The sequence below is a fragment of the Ochrobactrum sp. RH2CCR150 genome, assembly GCA_014138095.1.
In the GTDB taxonomy this organism is placed as follows: Bacteria; Pseudomonadota; Alphaproteobacteria; order Rhizobiales; family Rhizobiaceae; genus Brucella; species Brucella gambitense.
The window spans coordinates 225,653-243,204 of the sequence record JACGXE010000004.1; the positions used below are offsets into that span (position 1 = coordinate 225,653).

Here is a 17,552-nt window from a genome sequence, read left to right on the forward strand (position 1 = left end):
CGGCCGACTATTGCCTAACGAGGGAGAACTCAAACAAAATGTTGAAGAAAATCAATGCACTCATGGCATCTGCAATGTTTCTTGCGCTCATGGGAACTGCTGCGCAGACCACGACAGCGCGCGCAGGAACACTTGACGATATCCTCGCCCGAGGCGAACTGCGCGTGGCGGTCCAAACGCAAGGTCCACCCTATTCCTTCATGGACCGGAACGGCAAGCGCACAGGTAGCGCCATTGAATTGACTGAACTGATGGCCAAGGAAATGGGCGTCAAGGTAACATACCTCGATTTCGACTGGGATGGCCTGATCCCGGCGCTTCTTTCCGGTAAGGCTGACATATTGGCAGCAGACATGACCGCAACCATGAGCCGTGCGACCAAGGTTGCCTTCACCAAGCCATGGATCCACGTCGGCACTGTCGCTTTCACCGCTGCAGGTGGCGATTTCAAGAGCGTGGAAGACTGCAAAAAGCCTGGAACGACAGTCGCTGTCATTCTCGGATCGACTGCAGAAAAGAACATGCCGAAATACTTCCCTGAAGCGACCGTAAAGGCATTCAAGGGTGGTGGTACGGTTGTTCTTGACGCAGTTGCATCCGGTCAAGCCCAATGCGGTGTAAACGACAACACTGCGGTCGCGGCCCAAGTTCAGAACTACCCTGAAGGCACATTCGAAGTCTTCCCGGAGATGCTTAGTGCAGAACCGCTTGCCTATGCGGTTCGCTACGACTCTCAGGACCTGATGATCTGGACGAACCTCTTTCTGGATAATGTGACGCTTGACGGTCGACTGAAGGAAAATATGGATTATTGGGTCAATTCAAACAAGTGGCAGGCTGACCACTGATGCCGACAAAGGTGCGGAGCCATTCCGTTCCGCACCTTTGATCAGAAATTGAATCCAATCGGTGAGACATGTTTGGCAATCTGAACATACGGGTCATTTCGGAATACCTGCCAGATCTCTGGCAGGGCTTTCTGAATACATTGATGTTGTCGGCAGCCGGTTTCACCGGCGCAATGATCATAGGTATTGTTGCTTGTGCGCTCAGCATCCAGCCCACCCGCTGGCTGCGTACAATCGGCATAGCCTATATCGATCTTATCCGGGCAACTCCGCTGCTTGCGCAACTCTATTTTCTCTATTTCGGCTTGCCGCGTCTTGGCGTCATCCTGCCGGAAATGGTCATCGGCGTCATAGCACTGTCAATCAATTCCAGTGCTTATGTTGCTGAGATTATCCGTTCGGGCATTCTCTCCATTCCGCGCGGCCAGTTCGAAGCGGCCTTAAGCTCTGGCTTCACCTATATGCAGCGCATGCGCCTTATTGTTCTGCCGCAGGCGGTGCGACCGACAATTTCGCCGATGATCGGACAAGCAATCGTGCTTGTGAAGGATTCGTCCCTCCTTTCTCTGATTTCCGTCGTTGAGCTTACACGCGTCGGGCAACAGATCGCGCTTGACCGCTTCATGCCCGTTGAAGGGCTTGCAGCAACAGCTGCGGGCTTCCTGCTGATCTACTATCTGCTCAAGGCTATGGCAGGCACCTGGTCGCGTTTCAATCGCATGCCGGAACGCTAACGGGAGGCGCGTATGTTTTGGTTTCAAGTCGAACGCTTATTGAATTTCTGGCCCGTTCTGCTGAAGGGCCTTGGAATGACCGTTGCGCTGTCACTCCTTTCCCTCATCATAGGGATGGTGATTGGACTGATCTTTGGAGTGCTCCGCGCCAGCGGAAACCGATGGCTGTCAGCGATAACCGGGTTCTATATCGATCTGTTTCGCGGCACGCCCTTTCTGGTGCAGGTTTTCATTTGCTTCTTCATTCTGCCCGCGATCGGGATTGAACTATCTGCATTCAATGCAGGCGTGATAGCGCTTTCCAATCTGTCAGCGTGCTTTATCGGTGAAATTGTTGCCTCCGGTATCCAGGCGGTTCCGCGGGGACAGACCGAAGCGGCAATTGCGTCGGGCTTCACCTATGCGCAACAGCTTCGGTTGATCGTGATGCCGCAGGCATTGCGTATTGTTCGTCCTTCTCTGGTTGGGCAATTCATCCTGCTGGTTAAAGATTCCTCTGTCGTTTCCGCTATCGGCATCATGGACCTCACACGCTCCGGCTGGATGATCGTACAAAATATTCCTAATGGTCTGTTGGTCTTTGGCGTCGTTGGCATCGGTTACTTTATCGTCTGCTATCCGATGATCTATCTTTCACGTCGTATCGAACGCGGCACGCAATCTCCTATTTTGTAATTGGACAGGTCTAATGATTGAATTTCAAGGTCTGAACAAATGGTTCGGCAGCGCGCTTCATGTGCTCAACAATATCGATCTGAAAGTCAGCAAGGGCGAAGTCGTCGTGGTTTGCGGGCCTTCCGGCTCCGGCAAGAGCACTCTGATCCGATGTGTCAATGGACTGGAGGCTTTTCAGTCTGGAAAGCTTGTTGTTGATAGCATTGATCTGAGTTCGAAGGCTGCTGCCTTGCGTGAGTTGCGAATGGAAGTCGGGTTTGTCTTCCAGCAATTCAATTTGTATCCGCACAAGACGGCGCTCGAGAATGTGACCCTCGCTCCCATTCATGTGCGCGGACTATCAAAAGCCGAAGCAGAGAAACGCGGCAAGGAACTGCTTGCCAAAGTCGGCCTCGCCGATCGCATGAATAACTATCCAAACCAGCTGTCGGGCGGTCAACAGCAGCGGGTCGCCATTGCACGCTCACTTTGCATGCAGCCCCGGATAATGTTGTTCGACGAGCCTACGTCGGCGCTTGATCCAGAAATGATCAACGAAGTGCTCGATGTCATGGTCAGCCTCGCCAAAGAAGGCATGACAATGATGGTTGTCACTCATGAAATGGGTTTCGCTCGAAGCGTTGCTGATCGTGTTATATTCATGGATCGTGGTTCGATTATTGAAAGCGGCGAACCGGAAAGCTTCTTCAAGAACCCTCAAAATGAGCGCACACGTGATTTTCTGAGCAAAGTCCTTCACCACTGACGCGACCTGGTCGCATAATTGAGATAGATCGATCCTCATGCAGCATCGTCAGCAAAACGGTGAACGACTTTCTGTTGCCATCATCGGCGCGGGAATTGTCGGATGTAGCGCCGCACTCACTCTTGCCAAAGAAGGTCACAGCGTCACGGTTTTTGGTGATGAGGAACCGGGAGCCGGAACGTCCTATGGAAACGCGGGCGCTATTGTCACGGGTTCTATTACGCCCACCGCGACACCCGCGGTGGTCCGGTCTCTGCCAACCTATATGTTCAACCGCAACTCTCCGGCAGTCTTGCGCCTCCATCATGCCGCAAAAGCGCTACCTTGGATGAAGCGTTTTATCGCGGCAGGCACAACAAGAGCAGTTGATCGCATTGCGGCAGCGATGCGCCCTCTCGTTTCCCAAGCTTTGATCGCGCATCAAGAGCTGGCGGCGATTGCCTCAGTCGAGGATATGATCACGCAAGAAGGTTGGCTGAAGGTCTATGGCAGCGCCAAGGATTTCCAAAGCTCTGTACTTGAACGTCAGCTTATGGAGCGTCACGGCGTATGCCACGAAATCCTCAGCCAGTCATCGCTTCTGGATCTTGAACCTGCACTCAATCCCTCTTCGTGTTTTAAGGGCCTCTATCAGCCGAAAGCTGGAAATGTCCGCTTTCCGAAGAAACTGGCCCTCGTCTATCTGGAAACAGCACAAACTTTTGGTGCGGCCTTCGTTCGCGAGCATGTCAGTTCAGTTCGCCCATCAGAACGGGGCGGCGTCGTGCTCCGGGTTTTCTCCGGAGAGCGGCACTTTGATCGTGTGGTCATTGCAGCGGGTGCATGGTCCTCCATTTTGACAAAGCAGCTTGGAGACAAGGTTTCGCTTGAGAGCGAACGCGGATACCACATCAGCTTCGGTGAAGGGTCTCAATCATTGTTGCGTGGCCCTGTCGTCATTCCCGGTAAGGGCTTTGTTTTGTCTCCCATGCATGACGGTTTGCGCCTGATAAGCGGCGATGAACTGGCGGGGCTGAAAGCACCACCAAACTACAAGCGCATTCGCGCTCTACTACCAGAGGCTATGATGGTCGTACCAGCCCTCAAGGACTGGAATCCCACGACTGAATGGATGGGACATAGACCCTCAACGCCAGACACATTACCGGTGATCGGTCGAGCCCATAAATGCCACGATGTGATCTATGCGTTCGGACACGGGCATCTGGGGGTGACTCTCTCCGCTGTAACCGCCCAGCTTGTTGCTGATCTGGTCGGCGAACGCACGCCCACTATCGATACTACACCTTACAGCCCCACGAGATTCTGAAATCCGATGTCTGCATTTCCTATCAATCTTGATTACACTCCACAATTCGATGGTCCCCTTCCGGATGTTGTTGACGTAACGATCATCGGCGGCGGCATCATCGGGGTTATGACCGCTTGGGAGCTGCAGAAACGAGGATTGAAGGTCCTTCTCTGCGAGAAAGGTCGCATTGCCGGTGAACAATCCAGCCGGAATTGGGGCTGGATCCGTCAACAAGGCCGCGATTACGCAGAACTGCCCATCATGATGGAAGCGATTCCTCTCTGGAAAAGCCTAAACGAAAAGATCCTTGAGCGGATCGGCTTTCGCCAGAAAGGTATTACTTATCTTGCACGCAGCAAAGCCAAGCAGGAGAAATTCGAGCAATGGCTCGATGGCGCGCGCCAATACGGCGTCGATACGCGCATGTTATCCCAACGCGAAATTGGAGCGATGATGTCCCAAGGTAGGGGCTGGATTGGCGGTATGACCACACCGTCCGATGCTATGGCTGAACCGTTTGTCGCCGTGCCTACACTGGCTCGGGCAGCCGCAGAAGACGGTATCATCATTCGCGAAAACTGCGCCATTCGTACATTGGACATTACAGGTAATCACATTCAAGGTGTCGCCACCGAGCGCGGTTATGTGAAATGTGAGAGAGTGGTCGTATCGGCTGGCGCTTGGAGCGCCCTTTTTCTGAAACGGCACAGTATTCATATTCCGCAACTGTCAGTTCTATCTTCCGCCTTGCAAGTAGAACTGGCAACTTCGCCGCATGATGCTGCCGCTGCCGATGATCGCATCGCATTTCGGCGGCGGGCCGATGGAAGCTACACTCTTACCCCGTGGGCTACGCATGATTTTTTCATCGGTCCCGACGCCTTCAGAAACTTCTCTGCTTACATCCCGCAGTTGCGTGAGGACTTTACAAGCACGCGGTTCCGGCTTTCAGCTCCGCAGAACTATCCCGATGCATGGCGAACGCCACGGCAATGGTCGAAAATCGACGAAACGCCGTTCGAAAGATGCCGTATACTTGACCCAAAGCCGAACCAAAGCGAACTCGGCCGTGTTCTCAAACAATTTGCGGCAGCTTTCCCCAAGATCGGAAAACCGCGTATCGTGCGCAGCTGGGCTGGAATGATCGATACCATGCCTGACGTATTGCCTGTCATAGATCAAGCGAGCATCGGCGGGCTTACGATCGCCACAGGAATGAGTGGTCATGGTTTTGGCATTGCGCCTGGCATTGCTCGTATTGTCGCGGATCTCGTTGAACAACGCTCATCGAGTTATTCAACCAACCGCTTCGCGTTGAACCGCTTCGCCGGTAAAAAACCGTAGTAGATCGGCTGGCACTTTTTAACGTGGGAGATTTTATGTGATTTATGGATTTATCGGAACGGGAACGATTACTGAGGCAGTGATAGACGGCCTGATGGGGTCGCGCCTTGACGTCCAAAAGGTAATCGTCTCACCACGTAACGCAGCAGTGGCCAGCAGGCTTGCGGAACGTTATGCCAGAGTGGAAATTGCGACCGGAAATCAAGCTGTTGCAGACAAGGCTGATGTTCTTATTCTCGCCGTCCGGCCACAAATCGTCGAAGAAGTTCTGGCGGCCATTCGTATTCCATTCGGACGGAAGCTGATCAGCGTTGTGGCAGGGATCAGTCATGAAAAACTTTCCCGCTGGACCTCATACCCGGAATCAGAAATCGTTCGGGCAACACCTCTACCTTTCGTCTCTTACCGCGATGGCGTAACCGCAATTTTTCCGAAGGACGAAACCTCCTTCGAATTTTTCTCATCAGTTGGCAAGGCTGTAGAATGTGAAAGTCAGATGGAATTCGATCTGCTCGCGACCGCTAGTGCCATGATGGGCACCTACTATGGAATTATGGAGAGAGTTTCTGATTGGCTCATAGCGAAGGGATTGGACGAGCATAAGGCTCGTAGTTACCTCACTCCACTTTTTAGCAGCTTAGCTCACGTTGCGGAAAACACATCGCATGCCGGTTATGGGCAGCTGCGACATGAGTTTTCGACAGAGGGCGGGTTGAACGAGCAGATATTTATGGAGTTTGACGAAAATGGTGGCACCAGCGCTTTAACGGTCGCGCTAGATAACGTTCTAACAAGGATCAGAAATTAGAAGAGGCTATCACAGTCTCGCAGACGCGCTTGTGACGGCAATTTCGTTAAGTGTTCAACGCAATGCGGGTTCATCACTCACTCGATATGGTGGCGCGTCTTATCAGGTGCCAGAGAATGCTATTTAAATCGAGACGGTGGTGGCGGCCCGCCATCAATCCCTCCAATCACTGGTGACTGTGAGACCCTATATCCTTGGCCCCATATCGCCCCATCAGCACACGGTATTCGGAGTGAGATGATAGCACTCCGCGCAACGCGATCACCCATGGCTCTGACTTCCAGTCAGAGGCTGTGCATTGCCATACGGTAGACCCAGAGCTCCCGAAATAATTGAGGATAGAAGATGATCTACATCTCGCTACCCCTTTAATATCAAAGATCGAGTTACATCGTTATTGGAGCGGAACAAAAGCAGTTGTATATTTTACGCTAAAGCGTACGACGATTGCTCGCCAGCAGCCACAATAGATAGACGCCACCGAGCAGCCCCGTCGTCAAACCTATCGGCATTTTTACATTGAGCGGAAAATGCTGACTTACCAGATCAGCCCCTATGAGCAATGTCGCACCCATAAGCGCGCTCGCAACAAGCGGCACACCGGCTGTACGCGTCAGCCGCCGCACCAGTTGTGGGGCAGCAAGCGCTATAAAGGCTATCGGTCCAGCCGCAGCCGTTGCAATTGATGTCAGGCCGACAGCGGCCAAAACCATGATAAGCCGCGTCGATTCAGCTGCGACACCCAGCTGGCGTGCGGCATCGTCGCCCATTTCGATCAGATCAATCCGCCGGGCATGGTAAATTGCAACCGGCAGAATCGCCGCAAAGCCGATGACGGCAGGTAACGCATGAGACCAGGTTCGGGTATTCAGCGAGCCAGCAAGCCAGAGCTGTGCCGATGCCGCCTGATCAAGATCACCTGCGACAAGCATCACCGTATTCAAACCAGACAGAACCGCCCCCACACCAATGCCAACCAGGATAAGCCGATAGCCACCCGTCGTGCGGCCTTTCATTGCCAGCAGAAACACGATCAGCGCTGTGCCGATACCGGATAAAACAGCAGCCAATGCAGTTTCAAATGGCCCGGAATTGAAGAGGATTATCTGCACGATAGCGCCCGTTGCCGCGCCCGTCGTAAATCCTATGATGTCGGGCGACCCAAGCGCATTGCGTGAGATGGATTGAAAGATCGACCCCGCCATACCCAGTGAAGCACCAACGAAAAGTGCAGTTATCAAACGAGGAAGGCGTACGCGAAAAATTATTCGGTCGGCCGTTGGATTAAGGCCATGGCCGGTGACGCTTTTGAGAATATCATTGGGGGTAAAAATCATGCTGCCTGTACCCAGATGCATGACGCCCATAGCGCAGGCGAGCACAATCAGCAGAATACAAATAACCAGTGTTCTCATTCGCCATTGAATGGAAAATGAACCGAAACGCAGGACAGATCGACGTTGAGCACTCATAGTTTTGACAGCCGGAATCTGCGAACAACGAAAATGAAGAATGGTCCACCGAGCAGCATCGAAACGATGCCTGCCGCAACCTCTGAAGGTGCTGCGATAACGCGCCCGATAATATCTGCGCCGAGCAATAGAATCGCTGCGAACAGCGCCGAATACGGCAAAATCCAGCGATAGTTTGGCCCGACCACAATCCGGGCGAGATGTGGAGCCACCAATCCCACAAATCCTATCGGCCCAGCACCCGCTGTTGCAGCGCCAGCAAGAAGCATGACGGACAGGCAGGAAAGAAACCAGGTGCGATAGACATCCACGCCCAGTGCAGCACCCAGTTCTTTGCCAAGCGCAAGCGCGTTCAAGCGTCCAGCAATCGAGAATGCTGCAATCAATCCGGCAGCGATCGAAACAACAAGTATCGCAATGACATCATATCCTCTGCCTTCGACGGAGCCCGCCGACCAGTGACGAAACTGATCCAAAACAGATGTTGGCGCATTGATGATGAGAATGCCCGTAACAGAAGCCAGAACGACGGATATTCCAGCACCAGCCAGCACCAGACGAACGGGGTTCGTCCCTGCGTGCCGTTCCTGCCCCAGAAAAAAAACCGCTACCCCGGCAAGGCCAGCGCCGGCAAAGGCAAACCAGACATATTGTGAAACACTTGTCAGGTTGAACGCCACGATCCCAAGGATTACCGCAACCGCAGCACCTGCATTGATGCCCAGAAGCCCCGGTTCGGCCAGTGGGTTGCGGGTCACAGCCTGCATCACGGCACCGGCGACGCCCAGCGCCAACCCGACCAGTATGGCAATAATGGTACGCGGAACCCGCAATTCGCGGATGATCAGATGCTCATTATTTTGAATACCCGGCATCCAGAGCGCCTGCACGGTATCGGCAAGTGAAATCGAACGCGAACCGAGCACGAGACTTGCGAAGACGACAAGCAATAGCACCACAATTCCCGCAATCAGCCCCCAAAAGCGGCGTTGCCTCTCCGATACGCGAGAGAACCCACAAATTCTCTTTTGTTGAAACAAGTCGGCGATCATTTACGGAAATGCGGGACGACCATATCGATCATCTGAATGCCCGAATAATAGTCGATGCGAAAGGATGTCGGCCCAAGCGAATAGACCTGGCTGCCTTTCACCGCATCCAGATTGGCAAGCACTGGGTCGCTCAGAAATGAGTGTACATCGCCATTCAGGCCACGCAGGAGAAACACACTCTTACCGGTTACAGCAGCGGAAAGGTTCTCGTGCGAAATGAAATCGAAATCCGAACTGCGTGTGACTTGCTTTGTAAGAGCATCCGGCAAACCAGCGACTTTAAACCCTAGCGCTTCCAGCAATTGTGCTTGTGCGCTTGTTTGCTTGCCGATCGAGTAGCTGTTGCCGATATTATAACCGACAATCGTTACCGGATCGACAGGCGCTGTAATCTTCGCTGCAGCCTTCGCAGCATAATCATCAAAGCGTGCAACGCTTGCTACAACCTCATTCTCAAGGCCTGCGGCCTTGCCGAGTTGCTTCGCAATATCCTGCCAGCTCTGATTGGAGTAATTGACCACCATGGTCGGGATGCCTTGCGCGACAAGCTCTGCATACTGCGGCAGAACGCTGTCCGCGCCTGTCGCTGAAACAACAACCAGATCAGGCTCGGCTGCGATAATTGCCTCAATATCGAATTCCAGATTGGAGTAGAGAACCTCTACGCCACGCTCATCCGCCACCGTGGCCCATTGCGAAAAGAAGCCCTTTTCATCAGTCAAAGGACTTGGCGTGGTTGCCGCACTGGCGACCAGCGGCGCATTGATGGCCAACAGAATACCCGTCAGGCTCGGCGCAGTCGAAACAATCCGCAAGGGCTTGGATTTCAGCGTCAGCGTGCCCGAATGATGTTCGATGATTCTGGGCCATACTGCATCTTCAGCAAGCGCCGATTTGAAGGGCAAAGCCAGCAATGCAAGCATTACCAGAAACTTGAGAACATTCGTACTAAGTGTCATACCTGATACTTCGTTGCAGGGTTATGCAATGGGATGAGAAAGCGCATCATAAAACATGATCACACCACTCCATATTGCAGAACGCATTCTACAATGCAATACGGAGTGATACGCATATCCTGCTGACGCCCATCTAGGAGCCGCAATGACGCACCGCCTTCATGCTGATGCCGTGACCCTGAAATACGACGAGAGAACGGTTGCAACCGATCTGTCGATATCTATTCCGGATGCGTCACTCACCGTGATTGTCGGCCCGAATGCCTGTGGAAAATCTACCCTACTCAGAGCATTGTCGCGATTGCTCAAGCCAAGTCAGGGGAAGATCATTCTCGACGGCGGCGATATTGCAAGCTTACCTGCAAAAGAGACCGCCCGACGGCTGGGGTTGCTGCCGCAAAGTTCGACTGCACCGGAAGGTATCACTGTTGCAGACCTAGTGGCTCGCGGACGCTACCCGCATCAGTCATTTTTGAGGCAATGGTCGGAAGCCGATGAACTGGCTGTGGCGCAGGCCATGGAAGCCACCCGCATCACTGAATTGGCAGGAAGGCTTGTCGATGAACTCTCCGGCGGCCAGCGCCAGCGCGTATGGATTGCCCTCGTTCTGGCACAGGAAACACCAATCCTGCTGCTGGATGAGCCAACAACTTATCTCGATATTGCACACCAGATTGAGCTGCTTGATCTGCTTGCGCAGCTTAATAGACAAGGGCGAACAGTCGTCGCCGTACTCCATGAACTGAATCATGCCTGTCGTTATGCGACCCACCTGATTGCCATGCGGGAAGGTGCTATTTTAGCGCAGGGCAAGCCGTCTGAAATCGTCACAGAACAACTGGTTAAAGACGCATTCGAGCTGTCTTCGATCATCATTCCGGACCCGGTTTCGGGGACGCCGCTGATCGTTCCGAAAAGAAGCACCGCCCATATCGAGCCTGCGGTATAGCACGTATCCCACTCTGAAAACCGGCCCCGGCTTTCGGGATGCGCTCTAGCTTTTCGGCATTTCCAGCTTGGTATCGACGATGAGGCCACCGGTTGATTCATTGACAATACAAGCTTCATGGAAAAGCGCACGACGTTCCTCATCCGTACGCAACTGGCCGAGATCGGCAACCGTTGTCATCACACAGACAATCTCTCCCTGGGCATCGAGCACAGGCGAAGCCTGACCCGTTACATTCGACAAAAGATGGCTGGTCATCTCGGACCAGCGATCCTCGCGCACCTTTTCAAGCAGGGCTTTGGACGGTGGCGTTCCGCGAAAATGCGCAGGCTGCACCTTGCGCGCTGCGTCAACCGTGGCCTTTGGAAGATAGGACTGAAAAATATGGCCGCAGGCTGTATTGTCGATCGGCAAGGTATCTCCAAGTGCCAGCGGATTCACGGAAAAATAGGCGCTGCGATACCAGCGAACCAGTGTAGGCCCTCGGTCAGTCCAGATCGCCACACCCCCACTCATTGCATGACTTTGCGATAGAGCTTTCATGTGTTGTGCAGCAATTTCCACCGCATCGACCCGCCGAAGCGCGCCGATGCCAATGCTCAGTGCCGTTGGGCCAAGATCATAAAAGCCACTGACCGCGTCCTGCTTGGCAAGCCCTTCTTTTACAAGGCTTTGCAAATAGCGATGCGCTGTCGAGCCACCGGTTCCAGCACGTTTTGCGACCTCCCCCAAAGGCAGCTCATTCTCGGCATTGGCAAGAATCTTCAGAAATCGGGCAGCAATTGAAACAGACTGAATCGTACCGGAACGTTTGTCGCTAACGACTTCCATTTCCTCACCTGTGGATTGATCCTGATCTTCCAATTGTCCTGCCTCCCATAGATTCACCCCTTTCTTTAGCCCGATGGGTCAGTAAAGTCATGCCTTTCCAGATAGCTAAGCCGACAAAGTCCTCGTCGCACAATGCCGCGCAGGCCATCCCACCCCAGAACATGTTGCGATTTGGCAACATGTCCAACAAGCTTGCATTCATACTGTATTGCGGTATGCATTCCTTATTGCGGAATACCCTTAGCCAGAATAACAGAACATGACTTACACACTCATGTTTTGAGGCGAACCATGATTACCCTCTCCTCCCGCAGCTTTTTCTATGGCGTCAGCGCATTGACGCTGGCAGCGGTTTCAAGTTCATCAGCCTTCGCGCAAGATGCGGATGCATCAGGAAGCTCCAAAGGACTGGTGCTCGACACACTCGTCATCACCGGCGAAAAAGTTGCGCGTGATATCAAGAACACCGCCTCATCCGTGACCGTGATTACGGCAAAGGAAATCGACAAGGAAAAAACTGGTGACACCTCCGTATCGGAAGCTGTTCGCGGAACACCCAACGTTGTGTATACCGACACTGTTGGCGCACCGGTCATTCGTGGTCAGGACACGCAGGGACCAAACAATGGTGCGACAGCCTTCTTCTCGGGCACCGTCCCCCGCGCAACGATCAATCTTGATGGTCATTACTTGAATTATAACGAGTTCATCTTCGGCTCCACCTCGATCTGGGATCTCGACAGCATCGAGGTTTTCCGCGGGCCGCAGACCACATCTCAGGGCGCGAATGCGATTGCCGGTGCAATCGTGGTCAATACCAAAGATCCGACTTTTGAGCAGGAAGGCGCATATCAGGTCGAGATCGGCAGCTATAAATCCAAGCGAACTTCTATCATGCTGAATAGCCCGCTCTATAAGGATGAGCTCGCGGGCCGTCTGGCAATTGATTATTCGGGTCGCGACACCTTCATCGATTATGTCAATCCGGGCTTCTACTCTTCCGGCACCGATCAGGATTTCCAATCGCTGAACATTCGCTCGAAGCTGCTCTGGCAGCCTGCTGAAATCCCGGGGCTTGAGGCAAAGCTCACCTACTCGTTCAACAAGAGCAATCGCCCAACCTATGAAGCGGCCACGCCGTTTTACTATGATCTCGATTACAGTGGCGCCACCTTGCCGTCGTGGGATCAGCGTACCAATACCGGCATCCTGGATATCAGCTACGAATTCGATAACGGCTTCAAACTCCACAACCAGACACAGTTCTCAGATTCAGCGGTCGAGCGCAGAGTCGGAATCGCGCATAATGGTGATGCCAATATCGACCAAACCAATATTTCGAATGAAACACGCCTCACTTTTGGAGATCAGGAGGATGTCCTGAGCGGTGTCGCCGGTGTTTATTTCGCCCATACGAAGACCGACGAGCTACTCGATATGGTGAACGCGGCCAATAAGGTCGCCGTTAACAACTATATCTCGACGTTTGACGATAAGAAAACGAATGTTGGCCTGTTTGGTGAACTAAGCTGGCGTATGAATGAGCAATGGACATTGACTGGAAGCGCACGCTTCCAGCACGACAAAATTCAACGCGATGGCGTCTCGGTCTATGCGCTCGACGCGATTAATTTCGATGAATCCTTCTCGGCCTTCTTACCTAAAGTATCGCTGGCCTATGCCATCACCCCTGACCTTACAGTCGGTGGTCTTATCAGTCGCGGTTATAATCCCGGCGGTGTTTCGCTTTATATGAACACAGCCAACCCTGCGACGAGCAAATGGAACAAGTTCGATGAGGAAACTCTGTGGAACTACGAATTGTTCACCCGCGCGGAGTTCCTGGACAACAAGCTCGTTATAAACGGCAACGTGTTCTACATGGACTTCAAGAATGCCCAGTATAATATTCCGGTTGTCATTTCTCCCGGTATCACACAGTCATATACGATCAACGCGGAAAAGGCACATGCCTATGGGCTTGAACTCGGCGCCGATTATCAGATCCTCGATAATCTGACCCTCAAGGCGGGGGCCGGAATCATGCGCACGACAATCGATGAGATTTCGAGCAACCCTGATTATGCAGATAACGAGTTCGCCAAGTCACCGGGCTATATGCTGAACTTCGGCGCAAGTTGGAATGTAACCGAAAAACTCAATGTTTTCGGTGATGTGCGCTACATCGACAGCTACTATTCCGATGTCGCGAACACCCCATCCTATTGGATTGATGCTTACACAATCGCCAACGCGCGCGTGAGCTACGACTTTAACGAAAAATTCCAGCTCTACGGATTTGTGAAGAATATCTTCAACGAACGTGTACCAACATCCAAGCAAGCAACGCGCGGTCTAAGCGGAGCAACGACACAGGCTAGCATGACAATGCCACGCACTTTCGGCATCGGCATCAAGGGCAGCTTCTGACAATTTGCATCGATGAATCAAATCGCGAGCTTTCGGCTCGCGGTTTTCTACTGAATAACTGACCGGATTTTGTCATGACACCTCGCAAAACGCTCCACATCGGCATGTCGCTTGCTCCCACCTGGCTTAGCAACGATGGCTGGCGCCACGACAATAGCGATATTGAAGGGGTCTTCGGCTCGGACTTTTACGTCGACATCGCGCGGCGCGCGGAGGCTGCAAAGCTCGACTTCGTGTTTCGTCCCGACAATCTGTTTCTCAACAGCCAGATCATGGAAACCACGCCCGGGTTTGCAAGCCTGGATGCCACGTTGCTGATGGCAACGCTTGCGCGCGAAACGTCCAGAATCGGTCTGCTCACCACGATTTCGACCACCTTCATGCCGCCCTATGCAGTCGCACGGCAGGTTCTGTCATTGCATCACTTAAGCAGGGGGCGTGCGGGGTGGAACATCGTCACGGCCCTTGATGGCAACGTGAATTTCGGTCTCGATGAAATGCCGACATCTGACGAGCGCTATGCACGGGCAGCAGAGTTTACCGATGTCGTGCAAGCGCTCTGGCAAAGCTTCCCCGGCGCCGCTCTCAAACGGGACCGAACCAGCGGAAACTATGCCGACACAGCACGTATCCAACCAATCAATCATGAGGGCGCTTCGTTTAAAGTCAAAGGCCCGCTCAATATTCCTTCACTGGAGAATGTTCCGATCCCGCTCGTTCAGGCGGGTGCTTCACCAGCCGGGCGCAATTTTGCAGCGTCAGTCGCCGATGCGATTTTCTCGGCAACGCCCGATATCGATGCCGCGATTAATCTTCGCAATGACCTGCGTTCTCTCGCACAATCTCACGGCCGGAATGCCGACGATGTCCGTCTGCTTCCGGGCCTCAGCCACTATCTCGCACCAACGCGCAAAGAGGCGGAAGAGCTTTTTTCCTATACCCACGCGCGCGGCGACCGCACGCGCAAGATTGCCTATATTCGGGATATGACCGGCCTTGATCTTACCGACTGGCCCGAAGATCGCCTGATCCGCCCCTCGGACCTGCCTCCGCCGCCGGAAAAAGTACGCAGTAAAACCCATGCGGGTTTGCTGCAGCGCCTTTTGCAGAAAGAGACGCTCAGCCTTGAAGACCTGTTACGCAGGCCGGAAGTGATCAGTGCTGCCCATTGGCAGATCATCGGCACCGTCGATGACGCTGTCGGCGCAATCCAGAAATGGTCTGATGCCGGTGCTATCGATGGTTTCATCACCGCCCCCGGCGGTTCAACCACATCCATGCATCTCGCACTTGACGAGCTAATGCCAAGGTTGAGCGAAGCGGGCCTTCTCCGAACCGACTATACCGGCGACACCTTCGCCCATCACCTGAGCGAATAAACATTGCCGCTCAAGCGAAGCTGAAATCGAGACCGATATCGAGGTTGGGCGCGCTATATCTTGTCCAGCCGACTAAGATCAGACCGACACGCTGACCCTGTCATTGGGAAGTGTGCAGATTGCCAGTCAGAATTGTTGATTGGTAACGCGTGTTAGGTTTGGTCTTAAGCGAACACCTATATAAATGTTTTCCCTCTAGGAACTACAAGAGGCGTATTTGATATAGGATCCTCGATGATCATGGATGACAGGCCGAACACGTCGCTGACAAGCCTTTCGGTAATGATCGTAGCTGGCGTTCCCTGGGCAATGATGGCGCCATCCTTCATGGCTATCAGGTGGGAGGCATACCGGCAGGCATGGTTGAGATCGTGCAGCACGGCGACAACGGTACGACCTTCGCCGTTGAGATCGGACAAAAGGTCCATGAGCTCGATCTGATGGGCAATGTCGAGGAAGGTCGTTGGTTCATCCAGCAACAGGATCGGGGTTTCCTGCGCCAGAACCATGGCAATCCACACCCTTTGCCTCTGGCCACCGGACAGTTCGTCCACGAGACGGCCGGACAGGTCCGCGATGCGGGTCACCTCCATCGCGGTGATGACGGCTTCTTCGTCGGCCTTCGACCATTGCCGGAAGAAGGACTGATGCGGATAGCGGCCGCGCGCGACCAGATCGGCAACGGTGATGCCTTCCGGCGCAACCGAGCTTTGCGGAAGCAGACCCAGCCGCCGCGCGGTTTCCTTTGCCGGAATATCGGTGATGCTTTTGCCATCAAGGATGACCTGTCCGGCCGAGGGAACTAACAACCGCGACAGGGCACGCAATAGTGTAGACTTGCCGCAGGCATTCGAGCCGACGATCACGGTGAAGGAGCCGTCGGGCACGGCGACCGAAAGATTACGCGAGATCGTCCGCTCGTCATAGCGCAGCGTCACATTGTCGGCATGAAGGCGACCAAGTCTAAATTGGGAGTTGCTCACTTGTGGCCCTCCCGTATCAATAGCCAGATGAAATAGAGACCGCCGATACTGACCGTCATGACGCCGACGGGAAGCTGAACGTCGAATGCGTGCTGCGCGGCCCAATCGGCGGCAAGCAGAAGCAGGCCGCCTGTCAATGCGGAGGGAATGAGCGTGACACCAGCCGAGCGGGTCAGCCGCCGTGCAATCTGGGGCGCGGCCAGCGCGATAAAGGAAATCGGTCCTGCCGCCGCTGTCACGATGGCTGTCAGCATCGTGCCGAGCACCATCAGGAGAAGCCGTATGCGATTGGCGTTGACACCGGAGGCCCTCGCCGCATCGTCGCCCATCTCAAGCTGTCGCATCGGGCGCGATAATAGCAATACCAGTGGCACCACCATGCAAAGCACGATGGCGACAGGAACAAGTTGCTCGAAGCCGAGACCATTGAGTGATCCTGCGCCCCATATGGCGGCGCTCATTGCCCCCTGAAGGTCCGCCTCGCGGATCATCCACGCGTTGAAGGCTGAAAGCATTGCCGCCACACCAATCCCGACCACAATCAGCCGAAAACCCTGCACGCCGCGCCGCCAGGCCAGCAGATAAACGGCCATCGCCGTGATGATGCCCCCGATCAGTGCACCGGCAGCGGTCTCGTAATAACCGCCAGACAGCAGCAGAATAACCACGAGCGCGCCAGTATAGGAGCCTGCCGAGAAGCCTATGATATCTGGACTTCCAAGCGGATTGCGCGTCAGCGACTGGAAGATCGCGCCGCTCATGGCCAGTGCGCTGCCGAGCAGGAAGGCGAGGGCAACACGTGGCAGGCGCCATTCCACCACGATCATGCGCACCTGATCATCGCCATGACCGGCGAGAGCACCCAACACGTCAACCAAAGCAATCGGGTAACTGCCGCTCGCCAGTGAGAAACCAGCAATGCCGAGCGCGAGAACTGCAAGCACAAGACCGGTGAATATCGAGAACTTGTCGAATCGGGTCGACAGACGCCCCCCAAATCTCCGCATAACGTACATGGAACGACCGAAGTCGATATCAGATGACACAGTGGT

General features: G+C 53.9%; 16 protein-coding genes. 10 read left to right on the forward strand and 6 right to left on the reverse strand.

What is annotated here, in order from left to right; genetic code table 11:
• Positions 1-38: 38 nt before the first annotated feature.
• From FHW03_RS10905 to FHW03_RS10935, 7 genes are all read left to right on the forward strand, one after another.
• Positions 39-848, forward strand: a complete 810-nt coding sequence (locus tag FHW03_RS10905; protein WP_182520643.1) for an ABC transporter substrate-binding protein — start codon at positions 39-41, stop codon at positions 846-848.
• Positions 849-916: 68 nt separating this feature from the next.
• Positions 917-1,582: an amino acid ABC transporter permease gene (locus tag FHW03_RS10910; RefSeq protein ID WP_182520644.1), complete on the forward strand. Its 666-nt coding sequence runs from the start codon at positions 917-919 to the stop codon at positions 1,580-1,582.
• 12 nt (positions 1,583-1,594) lie between these two features.
• Positions 1,595-2,257, forward strand: a complete 663-nt coding sequence (locus FHW03_RS10915) for an amino acid ABC transporter permease (RefSeq protein ID WP_182520645.1) — start codon at positions 1,595-1,597, stop codon at positions 2,255-2,257.
• Between the two features lie 13 nt (positions 2,258-2,270).
• A complete protein-coding gene (locus FHW03_RS10920; RefSeq protein ID WP_182520646.1) occupies positions 2,271-3,002 on the forward strand; it encodes an amino acid ABC transporter ATP-binding protein in 732 nt (243 codons plus the stop codon).
• Positions 3,003-3,039: 37 nt separating this feature from the next.
• Positions 3,040-4,311 carry an FAD-binding oxidoreductase gene (locus FHW03_RS10925; RefSeq protein WP_182520647.1) on the forward strand — a complete coding sequence of 424 codons (1,272 nt, stop codon included), beginning with the start codon at positions 3,040-3,042 and terminating at the stop codon, positions 4,309-4,311.
• A 6-nt stretch (positions 4,312-4,317) separates the two neighbouring features.
• Positions 4,318-5,637 carry an FAD-dependent oxidoreductase gene (locus FHW03_RS10930; protein WP_182520648.1) on the forward strand — a complete coding sequence of 440 codons (1,320 nt, stop codon included), beginning with the start codon at positions 4,318-4,320 and terminating at the stop codon, positions 5,635-5,637.
• A 37-nt stretch (positions 5,638-5,674) separates the two neighbouring features.
• Positions 5,675-6,445 carry a pyrroline-5-carboxylate reductase gene (locus FHW03_RS10935; RefSeq protein ID WP_182520649.1) on the forward strand — a complete coding sequence of 257 codons (771 nt, stop codon included), beginning with the start codon at positions 5,675-5,677 and terminating at the stop codon, positions 6,443-6,445.
• 431 nt (positions 6,446-6,876) lie between these two features.
• Here the strand turns inward: FHW03_RS10935 and FHW03_RS10940 are convergent, their stop codons facing one another.
• The 3 genes from FHW03_RS10940 to fepB form a co-directional block, all read right to left on the reverse strand.
• Complete coding sequence (locus FHW03_RS10940; protein ID WP_182520650.1) at positions 6,877-7,860, reverse strand: iron chelate uptake ABC transporter family permease subunit; 984 nt, start codon at positions 7,858-7,860, stop codon at positions 6,877-6,879.
• Between the two features lie 53 nt (positions 7,861-7,913).
• Positions 7,914-8,876, reverse strand: a complete 963-nt coding sequence (locus tag FHW03_RS10945) for a FecCD family ABC transporter permease (protein WP_377514601.1) — start codon at positions 8,874-8,876, stop codon at positions 7,914-7,916.
• Positions 8,877-8,965: 89 nt separating this feature from the next.
• On the reverse strand, positions 8,966-9,928 hold the full coding sequence (fepB, locus tag FHW03_RS10950; protein WP_182520652.1) for a Fe2+-enterobactin ABC transporter substrate-binding protein: 963 nt from the start codon (positions 9,926-9,928) through the stop codon (positions 8,966-8,968).
• A gap of 145 nt (positions 9,929-10,073) precedes the next feature.
• On the opposite strand from fepB, the gene FHW03_RS10955 reads away from it, so the two are divergent.
• Positions 10,074-10,877: an ABC transporter ATP-binding protein gene (locus tag FHW03_RS10955; protein WP_182520653.1), complete on the forward strand. Its 804-nt coding sequence runs from the start codon at positions 10,074-10,076 to the stop codon at positions 10,875-10,877.
• Positions 10,878-10,922: 45 nt separating this feature from the next.
• Here FHW03_RS10955 and FHW03_RS10960 read toward each other — a convergent pair whose 3' ends face one another.
• Positions 10,923-11,708, reverse strand: coding sequence for an IclR family transcriptional regulator (locus FHW03_RS10960; protein ID WP_182520844.1), 786 nt, complete (start codon positions 11,706-11,708; stop codon positions 10,923-10,925).
• Between the two features lie 291 nt (positions 11,709-11,999).
• Here FHW03_RS10960 and FHW03_RS10965 point away from each other — a divergent pair, with 291 nt between their 5' ends.
• Both FHW03_RS10965 and FHW03_RS10970 read left to right on the forward strand, forming a co-directional pair.
• Positions 12,000-14,138 (forward strand): TonB-dependent receptor, encoded by a 2,139-nt coding sequence (locus FHW03_RS10965; protein WP_182520845.1) that lies wholly within the window; start codon positions 12,000-12,002, stop codon positions 14,136-14,138.
• 74 nt (positions 14,139-14,212) lie between these two features.
• Entirely contained in the window at positions 14,213-15,517 is a 1,305-nt protein-coding gene (locus FHW03_RS10970) for an NtaA/DmoA family FMN-dependent monooxygenase (protein WP_182520654.1), read from the forward strand.
• Positions 15,518-15,693: 176 nt separating this feature from the next.
• Here FHW03_RS10970 and FHW03_RS10975 read toward each other — a convergent pair whose 3' ends face one another.
• Both FHW03_RS10975 and FHW03_RS10980 read right to left on the reverse strand, forming a co-directional pair.
• Positions 15,694-16,500 (reverse strand): ABC transporter ATP-binding protein, encoded by an 807-nt coding sequence (locus FHW03_RS10975; RefSeq protein WP_182520655.1) that lies wholly within the window; start codon positions 16,498-16,500, stop codon positions 15,694-15,696.
• Positions 16,497-17,546: a FecCD family ABC transporter permease gene (locus tag FHW03_RS10980; RefSeq protein ID WP_377514604.1), complete on the reverse strand. Its 1,050-nt coding sequence runs from the start codon at positions 17,544-17,546 to the stop codon at positions 16,497-16,499. Before FHW03_RS10980 ends, FHW03_RS10975 begins: the two co-directional genes overlap by 4 nt.
• Between the last annotated feature and the right edge of the window lie 6 nt (positions 17,547-17,552).